We start from the raw sequence: 13,761 nt of genomic DNA on the forward strand, positions 1-13,761 counted from the left end.
TTGGGGAAGCACGTTGTTTAGACCTCATCGCTTGGTTCCAAAAACGGTTGCGGCCGCGGCGATCGCCGCACATGGACTCGTTGCCCACGCAGCAACGACGCCTTTCGTGGTTCAGGACATCCGCATCGAAGGGCTGCAACGCGTCGAGCCGGGCACGGTGTTCGCGTACCTGCCGATCAAGCAGGGCGACACGTTCAACGACGACAAGGCGTCCGAGGCCATCCGCGCACTCTATGCGACGGGCTTCTTCAACGACGTGAAGATCGCCACCGAAGGCGGCGTAGTGGTGGTGCAGGTGCAGGAGCGCCCGGCCATCGGCACGATCGACTTCGCGGGCATCAAGGAATTCGACAAGGACAACTTGACGAAGGCGCTGCGCGCGGTCGGCCTCTCGCAAGGCCGCTACTACGACAAGGCGCTCGTCGACAAGGCCGAGCAGGAGCTCAAGCGCCAGTACCTCACGCGTGGCTTCTACGCCGCCGAGGTCACGACCACGGTCACGCCGATCGACCGTAATCGCGTCGGTCTGCTGTTTTCGGTGGTCGAAGGTCCGAGCGCGAAGATCCGCCAGATCAACTTCATCGGCAACAAGACGTACAGCAGCGGCACGCTCCTGGCGGAGATGCAGCTCTCCACGCCGAACTGGTTCTCGTGGTACACGAAGAACGACCTCTACTCGAAGGAAAAGCTCACGGGCGACCTCGAGAACGTGCGCTCGTACTACCTGAATCACGGCTACCTCGAGTTCAACATCGACTCGACGCAGGTCTCGATCTCGCCCGACAAGAAGGACATGTACCTCACCGTCGGCATTCACGAAGGTGAGCCGTACAAGGTGTCGGGTATTCAGCTGTCGGGCAACCTGCTCGACCGTGAGGCCGAGCTCAAGAAGCTCATCAAGATCAAGCCGGGAGACACCTTCTCGGCCGAGAAGCTGCAGGCCACGACCAAGGCCATCGTCGACAAGCTCGGCGAGTACGGTTACGCGTTCGCGACCGTCAACGCGCTGCCGCAGATCGATCAGGCGAATCACACGGTCAACCTCACGCTGCAGGTCGATCCGAGCCGCCGCGTGTACGTGCGCCGCATCAACGTGGTGGGCAACACGCGCACTCGCGACGAAGTCGTCCGCCGCGAAATGCGCCAGCTCGAAAGCTCGTGGTTCGACTCGAACCGCCTCGCGCTCTCGAAGGACCGTATCAACCGTCTGGGCTACTTCACCGACGTCGACGTGACCACGGTGCCTGTGGAAGGCACGGCTGACCAGGTGGACGTGAACGTGAAGGTCGCCGAAAAGCCGACCGGCGCGATCACGCTGGGCGCGGGCTTCTCGTCCACGGACAAGGTGGTGCTGTCGGCGGGCGTGTCGCAGGACAACGTGTTCGGTTCGGGCACCTCGCTCTCGCTGAACGTGAACACCGCGAAGACGTACCGCACGCTGGCCCTCACGCAGGTGGACCCGTACTTCACGGTGGACGGCATCAAGCGCATTACCGACGTCTACTACCGCACGTACCAGCCGCTGTACTACTCCACCGATTCGAGTTTCCGCATCATCACGATGGGCGGCGACCTCAAGTTCGGCATCCCGTTCTCGGAAGTCGACACGGTCTACTTCGGCGCGGGCTTCGAGCAGGACACGCTCGACGTCGACTCGAACACGCCGCAGAGTTATATCGACTACGTGAACCAGTTTGGCCGCGTGTCGAACAATGTGCCGCTCACGGTGGGCTGGTCGCGCGACGCGCGTGACAGCGCGCTCGTGCCGAGCAAGGGCTACTTCACGCAGGCGAATGCCGAGTACGGCACGCCGGTTGGCGGCACGCAGTACTACAAGGCCGACGTGCAGGCGCAGTATTACTACTCGTTCGCGCGCGGCTTCGTGCTGGGGCTGAACTTCCAGGGCGGCTACGGTAATGGCCTCAGCGGCAAGCCGTACCCGATCTTCAAGAACTACTACGCCGGTGGTATCGGTTCGGTGCGTGGCTACGAGCCGAGTTCGCTGGGTCCGCGCGACAAGACGACGAACGACCCGATCGGCGGTTCGAAGATGCTGGTCGGCAACATCGAGCTGACCTTCCCGCTGCCGGGCACGGGCTATGACCGGACGCTGCGCGTCTTCACGTTCGTCGATGGTGGTAACGTCTGGGGCACGGAAGGCAACAGTATTGGCGCCAATGGCTTGCGTTACAGCTACGGCTTCGGTCTCGCGTGGATTTCGCCGATCGGTCCGCTCAAGCTGAGCCTGGGCTTCCCGGTTACCAAGCACGAAGGCGACCAGTACCAGAAGTTCCAGTTCCAGATCGGGACGGCATTCTGACGTATGTTTTGCCCGGCGTTCGTTGCGCGCGCAGCGCGCGGCGCCGGAATCCAGGAAACGAGAGGATGACTTTGCTAACGGGTATGTTTTCCAGACGGACGATCGGGGCGATGACCGTGTCGCTGGCGCTCCTCGGTTTTGGCATGGGCGTGGCGCAGGCGCAGGAAGCCAGGATCGCGGCGGTGAACTCCGATCGCATCCTGCGCGAATCCGTTCCCGCGAAGGCCGCGCAGACCAAGCTCGAAGCCGAGTTCGCCAAGCGCGACAAGGATCTGCAGGACATGGCGCAGCGTCTGAAGTCGCTGTCCGATTCGCTCGACAAGAACGGCCCGTCGATGTCGCCGGCCGATCGCGCGCAGAAGCAGCGCGACCTTTCAGGGCTCGACAGCGACTTTCAGCGCAAGCAGCGCGAATTCCGCGAAGACCTGAACCAGCGCCGCAATGAGGAACTGGCGGCGGTGCTCGACCGGGCGAACAAGGTGATCAAGCAGATCGCCGAGCAGCAACATTACGACCTGATCGTGCAGGAAGCGGTGTACGTGAGCCCGCGCATCGACATCACCGACCAGGTGCTGAAGGCGCTTGCAGCGAATAGCACTGGCGGCAGTAGCAGCAACTAAGGCAACCAGGCAACTAAAAGCAACTAAGGCAGGAGCAGCACGCGCATGGCATTTACGCTTGAGGACATCGTCGGGCGGTTCGGCGGCGAGGTGGTGGGCGATGCGACGCAACGCGTCAGTTCGCTGGCGCCGCTCGACCAGGCTGGTCCGCAACAGCTCGCGTTCCTCGCCAATCCGAAGTATCTCGCGCAGGTCGAGACGACCCGCGCGGGCGCGGTGCTCATCAGCCCCGGCGACCTCGAGAAGCTCGCATCGCGCGAAGGACGCAACTTCATCGTCACACCCAATCCGTATGCTTACTTCGCGCGTGTCGCGCAGGCGTATATCGACCTCGCCGCGCCGAAGGCGCAGCCGGGCGTCCACGCCAGCGCCCACGTCGACTCGAAGGCGCGGGTCGCCGCGAGTGCGGTGATCGGCCCGAACGTCACGGTCGAAGCGGGCGCGGTGATCGGGGAAAACGTGCGGCTCGACGCGAACGTGTTCATCGGCCGCGGCACCCAGGTGGGCGAGGGCTCGCACCTGTATCCGGGCGTGACCGTCTACCACAGCTGCAAGCTTGGCGCGCGCGCCATCGTGCATGCCGGCGCCGTGATCGGCTCGGACGGCTTTGGTTTCGCCCCCGATTTCACGGGCGAGGGCGACGCACGCACGGGTAGCTGGGTCAAGATTCCGCAGGTGGGCGGCGTGGCCATTGGGCCTGACGTCGAGATCGGCGCGAACAGCACGATCGACCGTGGCGCGATGGCCGATACGATCATCGAAGAATGCGTGAAGATCGATAACCTCGTGCAGATCGGCCACAACTGCAAGATCGGCGCGTACACGGTCATCGCGGGCTGCGCGGGCATTGCGGGCAGCACGACGATCGGGCGCCATTGCATGATCGGCGGTGCAGTGGGCATTGCGGGGCACGTCACGCTGGGCGACTACGTGATCGTCACGGCGAAGTCGGGTGTCTCGAAATCGTTGCCGAAGGCCGGCATCTACACGAGCGCTTTCCCGGCGGTCGATCACGCCGACTGGAACAAGAGCGCGGCGCTGTTGCGTAACATCGGCAAGCTGCGCGACCGTATCAAGGCGCTGGAGGCTGTGGTTGCCCAGAAGGCGCCGGGCGAATAAGAAAGCAGTATCGAGGTAGCGGGCGGCGTGTCGCGGGAGCGGCGCGCCGCTTTGCGTCGCGGACGACCAAAGCTCCCCGCCCGGGGCTTCCCGCCCGGGGCAATACGCATGCACGGGAGCCCGGGCGTGGCGCATACTTCGCGTCAGCGCGGACGTGTTTGGTCAAGCGCCTCGAAAATCGAAATCGAAAGTCACACGCGCAATTCCTGCGTGAGCAGAACCACCATGAACATCGAAAAACTCAACTTCGACATCCACAAGATTCTCACGCTGCTGCCGCACCGCTATCCGTTCCTGATGGTGGACCGGGTCATTGAGCTGGAGCCGCACAAGAGCATCAAGGCGTTGAAGAACGTGACGGTCAACGAGCCCTTTTTCACGGGGCACTTCCCGCAGCGTCCGGTCATGCCCGGTGTGATGATCCTCGAGGCGCTGGCGCAAACCGCCGCGCTGCTAACGTTCTCGGAGGAAGAGCAGGACTTCGAGAATACGCTGTACTACTTCGTGGGCATCGATGGCGCGCGCTTTAAGCGCGTGGTCGAGCCGGGCGACCAGCTCATCCTCAACGTGACGTTCGAGCGCTACATGCGCGGCATCTGGAAGTTCAAGGCGGTGGCCGAAGTGGAAGGCTCCGTGGCCTGCGAGGCGGAACTCATGTGCACCGTCAAGAAAATGGACGCGGCGCAATAAGAAGCGCCGCCGCATGCCGCAGCGCGCCTTGACCTCGAGGCGCCGGCGCACGGAAACAGAATCGGAGAGCGAGGACGAATGAGCAGGATCCATCCCACTGCGGTCGTCGAATCGGGCGCGCAGGTCGACGAATCGGTCGAAATTGGGCCGTTCGCGGTCATCGGTGCGAACGTCACCATCGGTGCGCGCACGAAGGTCGGTTCGCATAGCGTGCTGGAAGGTCACACGACGATTGGCGAAGACAACACGATCGGCCACTACGCGTCGATCGGCGGCCGTCCGCAGGACATGAAGTACAGGGGCGAGCCCACGAAGCTCGTGATCGGCAACCGCAATACCATCCGCGAGTTCACGACGCTGCATACGGGCACGGTGCAGGACACCGGCGTCACGATCATCGGCGACGACAACTGGATCATGGCCTACGTGCACGTGGGCCACGACTGCCGTCTGGGCAACAACGTCATCATGTCGAGCAACGCGCAGCTCGCGGGCCATGTGTTCGTCGAAGACCACGCGATCGTCGGTGGCATGACCGGCGTGCACCAGTTCGTGCGCATTGGCGCGCATTCGATGGTGGGCGGCGCCTCGGCGCTCGTGCAGGACGTGCCGCCGTTCGTGATCGCCGCCGGCAACAAGGCGGTGCCGCACGGCATCAACGTCGAAGGTCTGCGCCGTCGCGGCTTTTCGGCTGATGCGATTTCCGCGCTGCGCTCGGCGTATCGCACGCTCTACAAGAACGGGCTCTCGCTCGAAGAGGCGAAGGTGCAGCTCGCCGACCTCGCGCAGGCGGGCGGCGACGGCGACGTGCACGTGAAGGCGCTGCTCGACTTCGTCGAGCAGTCGCAACGCGGCATCATTCGCTGATCGATGGCGCTGCAAACGCGTCCGCTGCGTCTCGCGATGGTCGCCGGCGAGCCGTCCGGCGACCTGCTTGCGTCGTCGCTGCTCGCTGGGCTCAAAGCCCGCTTGCCAGACACTACGCAGTACTACGGAATCGGCGGCCCGCGCATGACGGCCGCCGGCTTCGACACGCACTGGCCGATGGAAAAGCTCTCGGTGCGCGGCTACGTCGAGGCGCTGCGGCACATTCCCGAGATTCTGCGCATCCGCAACGAGCTCAAGCATCAGCTGCTGGCCGAACCGCCTGACGCTTTCATCGGCGTGGATGCGCCTGACTTCAATTTCGGCCTCGAGCACGCGCTGCGCGACGCGGGCATTCCGACGATCCACTTCGTCTGCCCGTCGATCTGGGCGTGGCGTGGCGGTCGTATCAAGAAGATCCAGAAGGCCGTGGATCACATGCTGTGCGTGTTTCCGTTCGAAACGGCGCTCCTCGAGAAGTCCGGGGTGGCGGCATCGTACGTGGGCCATCCGCTCGCCGACGAGATTCCGCTCGAACCGGACATGCCCGGAGCGCGCCGTACACTGGGTATGCCGGAAAGCGGCCCGGTGATCGCGGTGCTGCCGGGCAGCCGCCGCTCGGAAATCAACCTGATCGGCCCGACCTTCTTCGACGCGATGCAGATCATGCAGCAGCGCGAGCCGGCGCTGCGTTTCGTGATGCCGGCGGCAACGCCGGCTATCCACACGCAGCTGCAGGAACTCGCGAATGCGCATCAGGGTCTCGCGCTCACGATCATCGACGGCCAGTCGCAACTCGCCATGACGGCCGCCGACGCGATCCTCGTGAAGAGCGGCACGGTCACGCTCGAAGCGGCGCTGCTCAAGAAGCCGATGGTCATCTCCTACAAGGTGCCCTGGCTCACGGGGCAGATCATGCGCCGCCAGGCCTATCTGCCTTACGTGGGCCTGCCGAACATTCTCGCGGGCCGCTTCGTCGTGCCGGAAATCCTGCAGCACTTCGCGACGCCGGAGGCGCTTGCCGACGCGACACTCACGCAGTTGCAGGACGAGGCAAACCGGCGCACGCTGACCGAGGTGTTCACGCAGATGCATCTGACCCTGCGCCAGAACACCGCGGAGCGCGCGGCCGAGGTGGTCGCGAGCATCGTCGAACGCCGAAAGGGGCGGGCATGAGCGAGCGCACGACCAGGCGCACAACGGCGCCAGCCGTGAAAAAGCCGCCGTCGCAGGCGGCGCTCAAGCTCGCCGCGCGTCGCAAGGCTGCGCGGCAGGCCGGACTGCTGTTCGAATCGCCAGACGACGTGATTTGCGGCGTGGACGAGGCCGGCCGCGGGCCGCTCGCTGGGCCTGTGGTCGCGGCGGCCGTGATTCTCGATCCGGCCCGGCCGATTCGCGGGCTCGACGATTCGAAGGTGCTGACGGCGCAGGCGCGCGAAACGCTCTACGAGCGTATCGTCGAACGCTCGCTCGCGTGGTGCGTCGCGTCGGCGAGCGTCGAGGAAATCGACACGCTCAACATCCTGCACGCGACGATGCTGGCGATGCGGCGTGCGGTTGAAGGCTTGAGCATTGTGCCGACGCTCGCGAAGATCGACGGCAATCGCTGCCCGGTGATGCCGGTGCGCAGCGAAGCGGTGATTGGCGGCGACGCGCTCGTGCCGAGTATCTCGGCGGCGTCGATCATCGCCAAGGTCACGCGTGACCGCATGCTGGTCGATCTGCACCAACGCCATCCGCATTATGGTTTCGACGCCCATGCGGGCTACGGCACGCCGCAGCACCTCGAAGCGTTGCGGGCGCATGGTCCGTGTGAGCACCACCGGCGCTCGTTCGCGCCCGTGCGCGACGCGTATGCGCTGCACGGCGTCGTCCTGCCCGGTGCTTCGACAATGGTTGGCGCCGCCGCCGGCCTCGAAGAAGGCGACGCCTTCGCGCCACTCCCTTGAGCCGCCGCTAACGGCGTCTCACGCGAGCCGGCGCCGTTTCGTGCAGTGCCGGCACCGCCGTTTTTCTATCTCCCGATCCCTCATTTGATACGCCAGGGCCGCCCGTGAAAGCCATTACCTCGCGCGACAATCCGCTCTACAAGCGCCTGAAGGCGCTCGCCGGCTCGACGCATCAACAGCGGCGCAGCCATCAGGCTTTGCTCGAAGGCTTCCATCTCGCGAGCGCGTGGCTCGACGGCGGTACGCAGCCCGAGTACTGCGTGGTGACCGAAGGCGCGCTCGCGCATGAAGAAGCGCGGGCCATCGTCGCCCGAGTGGACGAGCGCCGCGTGATCACACTGCCCGATGCGCTCTTCGGGCAGCTCTCGAACGTTATGCACGGCATGGGGCTGCTGCTGCTCGTCGATATGCCGGAGGCGCAGTTGCCCGCGCGCGTCGGATCGACCTGCCTCGTGCTCGACGGATTGCAGGACGCCGGCAACGTCGGCTCGATCCTGCGCAGCGCGGCGGCGGCCGGCATCGACAAGGTGTTTTGCACGCCGGGCACGGCCTATGTGTGGTCGTCGAAGGTGCTGCGCTCGGCAATGGGCGCGCATTTCCTCTTGCAGATCTATGAGAACGCGGAGGCCGAAGCGCTCGTCGAGATGCTTGGCGTGCCGGTGGTCATCACCGATTCGCACGGCGCGCAGGCGATCGACGAGGCCGATCTCACGGGCCAGGTCGCGTGGGTGTTCGGCAACGAAGGGGCGGGCGTCTCGCAGGTATGGCGTGACGCGGCCGCGCTGCGCGTAACGATTCCGCAGCCGGGCGGCATGGAGTCGCTCAACGTCGCGGCGGCGGCGGCGGTGTGCGTGTTCGAGCAATGCCGGCAGCAGCGGCACGCACGTTGACGCTCGCGCCAGTGAGCAATAAAAAAGCCCGCGATGCGGGCTTTTTCGTTTCAGGCGGGCCGTTTCAATACGACGGCTTGTCGATGCGAATTTCCTGCAGGATCGTGGTGGCGATTTCCTCGATCGACTTGTGTGTCGACGAGAGCCACTTGATGCCTTCGCGCCGCATCATCGCCTCGGCTTCGTTCACCTCATAGCGGCAATTTTCCAGCGCGGCGTACTTGCTGCCGGGCCGCCGCTCGTTGCGGATCTCGGTAAGGCGCTGCGGATCGATCGAGAGGCCGAATATCTTCGTGCGATGCGAAAGCAACGGATTCGGCAGCTTGCCGCGCTCGAAATCGTCCGGGATGAGCGGGTAGTTCGCGGCCTTCACACCGTACTGCATCGCGAGATACAGGCTCGTAGGTGTCTTGCCGCTGCGCGACACGCCCACGAGGATCACGTCGGCGTCGGCGAGATTGCGGTCGGACTGGCCGTCGTCGTGCGCGAGCGAGAAGTTGATCGCCTCGATACGGTTCTTGTATTCGTCGGTGTCGGCGTTCTGGTGGCCGCGGCCCATGGCGTGGCTCGACTTGAGCTCCAGCTCCTGCTCGAGCGGTTCCACGAAGGTCTGGAACATGTCCATCACGAGCGCATTCGCCCGTTTGACGATCTCGTTCGAGTTGCTGTCCACCAGCGTCGTGAACACGATCGGGCGGCGGCCTTCCTGCACGGCGGCTTCGTTGATCTTCTCGGCGGTCGAGTAGGCCTTTTCGGACGAATCGACAAAGGGCACGCGTACGAGGCGGAACTTCTGGTCGAACTGCGACAGGATCGAATGCGCGAAAGTTTCGGCAGTGATCCCGGTACCGTCGGAGACGATGAATACGGTGGGCGGCATCGGTTGAGGCTGGGTACGTGAGCTGCAGGGCTGCTCGGGACAGGCTTGGGCGCCCGGAAAGCCCCGTCCGGCGGGACCGAGGGGCAATTCTCGCCGACTGGCACAAATTCAAGAGTCGGCACGGTAGAATAGCGGCAACCTGTTGGATAAGCAATTGCAGTGCAACCGCGCCAAACAGCCGTCTATCGCGGCGCATTCTGGTGTCAATTTGCAGCGATTTCATCTAACACCATGGAATCGCGCGCATCTTCGTGCTTTTCCATTGAATGGAAATTCGCTCACGGCATGTGAGCGATTGCTTCTCCAACAGGTTGCGCAAGACGCGAATCCGCTTCCAATGGGCGGACCGCGTTCGAGCCCACTTGCGCAATCGTGAATTTTTTTCACACTTAGGGGCTTGTATGACTAACACCGTTGCCAAGGATCAGGCGTATGTAGTGCCTTTCGAGCAGTTGCGGATGACCGATGTCGAGATCGTGGGCGGCAAGAACGCCTCGCTCGGCGAAATGATCAGCCAGTTGGCTGAGGCAGGTGTGCGAGTGCCCACGGGCTTCGCGACGAGCGCGCTCGCCTTCCGCGACTTCCTGAAACATAACAACCTGACCGAACGGATCGCCGCTCGCCTGGAGACGTTCGACGTCGACGACGTGAAGGCGCTGGCCGAAGCTGGCAAGGAGATCCGTCAATGGATCATCGACGCGCCGCTGCAGCCGAAACTCGAAGCGGAGATCCGCGCCGGTTTCGAGACGCTGCAGAACGGTTCGCCGTCTGAGCTCTCGTTCGCCGTGCGTTCGTCGGCAACGGCGGAAGACCTGCCCGACGCATCGTTTGCTGGTCAGCAGGAAAGCTACCTTAACGTGGTGGGCATCGAGGACGTGCTCGATCGCCTCAAGCACGTTTTCGCGTCGCTCTACAACGACCGCGCTATTTCCTATCGCGTCCACAAGGGCTTCACCCACGCCGAAGTCGCGCTGTCGGCTGGCGTGCAGCGCATGGTCCGTTCGGATCGCGGCGCCGCAGGCGTGATGTTCACGCTGGACACGGAATCGGGCTTCAAGGATGCCGTCTTCATCACGTCGAGCTACGGCCTCGGTGAAACGGTCGTGCAGGGCGCAGTGAATCCGGACGAGTTCTACGTCTTCAAGACCACGCTCGCTCAAGGCAAGGCTCCGATCATCCGCCGCTCGATCGGCTCGAAGCTCATCAAGATGGAATTCACGCAGCCGGGCGAGCCGGGCCGCGTGAAGACGGTCGACGTTTCGCACGAACAGCGCAACCGCTTCTCGATCACCGACGAAGACGTGATCGAGTTGGCCAAGTACGCCGTCATCATCGAGAAGCACTACCAGCGTCCGATGGACATCGAGTGGGGCAAGGACGGTCTCGATGGCAAGATCTTCATTCTCCAGGCGCGTCCGGAGACTGTGAAGAGCCAGGCCGCCGGCAAGGTCGAGCAGCGCTTCAAGCTCAAGGGCCAGTCGCAGGTGCTCGCAACGGGCCGCGCGATCGGCCAGAAGATCGGCGCGGGCCGCGTGAAGGTGATTCACGATCCGTCCGAAATGGAACGCGTGCAGCCGGGCGACGTGCTGGTCGCCGACATGACCGACCCGAACTGGGAGCCGGTGATGAAGCGCGCAGCGGCGATCGTCACGAACCGTGGCGGCCGTACTTGCCACGCGGCGATCATCGCGCGCGAGCTGGGCGTGCCGGCCGTGGTGGGCTGTGGCGACGCGACCGACGTGCTGAAGGACGGCGCGCTCGTGACGGTTTCGTGCGCGGAAGGCGACGAAGGCCGGATTTACGACGGTCTGCTGGAAACGGAAGTCAGCGAAGTCCAGCGTGGCGAGCTGCCGTCGATTCCGGTCAAGATCATGATGAACGTGGGCAATCCGCAGCTCGCGTTCGACTTCTCGCAACTGCCGAATGCGGGTGTTGGCCTCGCGCGTCTCGAGTTCATCATCAACAACAATATCGGCGTGCACCCGAAGGCGATCCTCGAGTACCCGAATATCGACGCGGACCTGAAGAAGGCCGTGGAAAGCGTTGCGCGCGGGCACGCCTCGCCGCGCGCGTTCTACGTCGACAAGCTCACGGAAGGCATCGCCACGATTGCGGCGGCGTTCTATCCGAAGCCCGTGATCGTGCGTCTCTCGGACTTCAAGTCGAACGAGTACAAGAAGCTGATCGGCGGTTCGCGCTACGAGCCGGACGAAGAAAACCCGATGCTGGGTTTCCGGGGCGCGTCGCGTTATATCGCCGAGGACTTCGCGCAGGCGTTCGAAATGGAGTGCCTGGCGCTCAAGCGTGTGCGTGAAGAAATGGGTCTCACGAACGTCGAGATCATGGTGCCGTTCGTGCGTACGCTCAAGCAAGCGGAGCGCGTGGTTGGCCTGCTCGAGAAGTTCGGCCTGAAGCGCGGCGTGAACGACCTCAAGCTGATCATGATGTGCGAAGTGCCGTCGAACGCGATTCTCGCGGAAGAGTTTCTGCAGTACTTCGACGGCTTCTCGATCGGCTCGAACGATCTCACGCAGCTCACGCTCGGCCTCGACCGGGACTCGGGCATGGAACTGCTGGCCGTCGACTTCGACGAGCGCGATCCGGCCGTGAAGTTCATGCTCAAGCGCGCGATCGAAACCTGCCGCCGCTTGAACAAGTACGTCGGCATCTGCGGTCAGGGCCCGTCCGACCACCCGGACTTCGCCCAGTGGCTCGCGGAAGAAGGCATCGCTTCGATCTCGCTGAACCCGGACTCGGTTATCGAGACGTGGCAGCAGCTGGCGAAGTCGCAGTCGAAGTAAGCGCGGTGCCGAGGGGGGCAATCTTCGGCACATGCGGAGCTTGATGCAGCTTCCCGTGCGTCATTGCACGCTGCGGAAAAAAGTGTCAGCTTCGTGCTATAACACCCCGGTCTATCCGGGGTGTTTTACTTTGGGAGGTCGTCGTGGGTCCGCATGGTTTGTTCTGGTGGATTGCCGCAGGCGTACTCATCGTCGCCGAGCTGATGACCGGCACGTTCTACCTCTTGATGATCGCGCTCGGCTTTCTCGCCGGCGCGCTCAGCTATGAGCTTGGCGCGCCGCTCGACGTGCAGCTGATTGTCGCGGCGGTGGTTGGGCTCGCGGCCGTGATTACGCTGCGGCGCTCGCGCTTTGGACGCCGCCGGCGCATGACCGACGCCTCGACCGATCCGGGCGTGAACCTCGATATTGGCGCGACACTTGCTGTCGCCGCATGGCGTGACGGGCGCGCGCGCACGATGTATCGCGGCGCCGAATGGGACGTCGAACTCGCGCCTGGCGAGCCCGAAGATGCGCCTCTCTATGAAATCAAGGCGCTGCGCGGCAGTTGCCTCGTCGTCGCGGCGAAGCGCGAGCGGCGCGAAGCCGATGCGCCCGGCACCGCTCGCGACGGCGCGCGCCACGCGTGACTGGCCGATTTCAAAATCACACCAACACACCACACAGAAGCGAACGGAGGTCCCGTATGCAAGTCCCAGTCGTCGGCCTGATTCTGCTCGTGATCGTCATCGTGCTGATCGCGCAGACCATCAAGATCGTGCCGCAACAGCATGCCTGGGTGCTTGAACGGCTCGGGCGCTATCACGCCACGCTCACGCCGGGGTTGACGATTGTGCTGCCGTTCGTGGATCGCGTGGCCTACAAGCACGTGCTCAAGGAGATTCCGCTCGAAGTGCCCAGCCAGGTCTGCATCACGCGCGACAACACGCAACTTCAGGTGGATGGCGTGCTGTACTTCCAGGTGACCGATCCCATGAAGGCGTCGTACGGCTCGAGCAATTTCGTGTTCGCGATTACGCAGCTTTCGCAGACCACGCTGCGCTCTGTGATCGGCAAGCTCGAACTCGACAAGACCTTCGAGGAACGCGACTTCATCAACCATAGCGTCGTGTCGTCGCTCGATGAGGCCGCATCGAACTGGGGCGTGAAGGTGCTGCGCTACGAAATCAAGGATCTCACGCCGCCGAAGGAAATCCTGCACGCCATGCAGGCGCAGATCACCGCCGAGCGGGAAAAGCGCGCGCTCATCGCGGCCTCGGAAGGCCGCAAGCAGGAACAGATCAACCTGGCAGCCGGGGCGCGCGAGGCGGCGATCCAGAAGTCGGAAGGCGAGCGTCAGGCGGCGATCAACCAGGCTCAGGGTCAGGCGGCCGCCATTCTCGCGGTGGCCGAGGCGAACGCGCAGGCTATCCAGAAGATCGGCAACTCGATCCAGGCGCAGGGCGGTATGGATGCCGTCAACCTCAAGGTGGCCGAACAGTACGTGAATGCCTTTGCCAATCTTGCGAAGCAGGGCAATACGCTGATCGTGCCGGGCAACATGGGCGACCTGAGCACGATGATCGCTTCGGCGCTGACGATCGTGAACCGGGCGGGCTTGCGCGAGGGGCAGATCAGTGGGGCTGGGG

The 13,761-nt window shown here is 63.8% G+C and carries 12 protein-coding genes; 11 read left to right on the top strand and 1 reads right to left on the bottom strand.

Going from position 1 to position 13,761, the window contains the following annotated elements:
- Positions 1 to 13: 13 nt before the first annotated feature.
- The 8 genes from bamA (at position 14) to M3I54_RS20770 (ending at position 8,452) form a co-directional block, all read left to right on the top strand.
- Positions 14 to 2,320 (top strand): outer membrane protein assembly factor BamA, encoded by a 2,307-nt coding sequence (gene bamA, locus M3I54_RS20735; RefSeq protein ID WP_254339294.1) that lies wholly within the window; start codon positions 14 to 16, stop codon positions 2,318 to 2,320.
- Positions 2,321 to 2,391: 71 nt separating this feature from the next.
- Positions 2,392 to 2,940: an OmpH family outer membrane protein gene (locus M3I54_RS20740; RefSeq protein ID WP_254339317.1), complete on the top strand. Its 549-nt coding sequence runs from the start codon at positions 2,392 to 2,394 to the stop codon at positions 2,938 to 2,940.
- A 45-nt stretch (positions 2,941 to 2,985) separates the two neighbouring features.
- Complete coding sequence (gene lpxD / locus M3I54_RS20745; protein ID WP_254339296.1) at positions 2,986 to 4,059, top strand: UDP-3-O-(3-hydroxymyristoyl)glucosamine N-acyltransferase; 1,074 nt, start codon at positions 2,986 to 2,988, stop codon at positions 4,057 to 4,059.
- 225 nt (positions 4,060 to 4,284) lie between these two features.
- The gene (fabZ, locus tag M3I54_RS20750; protein WP_028204052.1) at positions 4,285 to 4,749 is read left to right on the top strand and encodes a 3-hydroxyacyl-ACP dehydratase FabZ; all 465 of its coding nucleotides are present in this window, start codon (positions 4,285 to 4,287) and stop codon (positions 4,747 to 4,749) included.
- Between the two features lie 78 nt (positions 4,750 to 4,827).
- Entirely contained in the window at positions 4,828 to 5,616 is a 789-nt protein-coding gene (gene lpxA / locus M3I54_RS20755; RefSeq protein ID WP_254339298.1) for an acyl-ACP--UDP-N-acetylglucosamine O-acyltransferase, read from the top strand.
- A gap of 3 nt (positions 5,617 to 5,619) precedes the next feature.
- Positions 5,620 to 6,789: a lipid-A-disaccharide synthase gene (lpxB, locus tag M3I54_RS20760; RefSeq protein ID WP_254339300.1), complete on the top strand. Its 1,170-nt coding sequence runs from the start codon at positions 5,620 to 5,622 to the stop codon at positions 6,787 to 6,789.
- Entirely contained in the window at positions 6,786 to 7,562 is a 777-nt protein-coding gene (rnhB, locus tag M3I54_RS20765; protein WP_375542175.1) for a ribonuclease HII, read from the top strand. The genes lpxB and rnhB overlap by 4 nt, the downstream gene beginning before the upstream one ends.
- 104 nt (positions 7,563 to 7,666) lie before the next feature.
- Positions 7,667 to 8,452: an RNA methyltransferase gene (locus tag M3I54_RS20770; protein WP_254339302.1), complete on the top strand. Its 786-nt coding sequence runs from the start codon at positions 7,667 to 7,669 to the stop codon at positions 8,450 to 8,452.
- Positions 8,453 to 8,516: 64 nt separating this feature from the next.
- Here M3I54_RS20770 and M3I54_RS20775 read toward each other — a convergent pair whose 3' ends face one another.
- Positions 8,517 to 9,332 (bottom strand): pyruvate, water dikinase regulatory protein, encoded by an 816-nt coding sequence (locus M3I54_RS20775; protein ID WP_254339304.1) that lies wholly within the window; start codon positions 9,330 to 9,332, stop codon positions 8,517 to 8,519.
- Positions 9,333 to 9,733: 401 nt separating this feature from the next.
- Between M3I54_RS20775 and ppsA the strand changes: the two genes are divergently transcribed.
- The 3 genes from ppsA to M3I54_RS20790 form a co-directional block, all read left to right on the top strand.
- Positions 9,734 to 12,133, top strand: coding sequence for a phosphoenolpyruvate synthase (gene ppsA / locus M3I54_RS20780; protein WP_254339306.1), 2,400 nt, complete (start codon positions 9,734 to 9,736; stop codon positions 12,131 to 12,133).
- 143 nt (positions 12,134 to 12,276) lie between these two features.
- Positions 12,277 to 12,762, top strand: a complete 486-nt coding sequence (locus tag M3I54_RS20785; RefSeq protein WP_254339308.1) for an NfeD family protein — start codon at positions 12,277 to 12,279, stop codon at positions 12,760 to 12,762.
- Between the two features lie 56 nt (positions 12,763 to 12,818).
- Positions 12,819 to 13,761: SPFH domain-containing protein (locus M3I54_RS20790; protein WP_254339310.1), on the top strand; the 943-nt coding region annotated here is incomplete at its 3' end.

Origin of the sequence: Paraburkholderia sp. CNPSo 3274 (genome assembly GCF_024206475.1) — a bacterium.
Classification (GTDB): Bacteria; Pseudomonadota; Gammaproteobacteria; order Burkholderiales; family Burkholderiaceae; genus Paraburkholderia.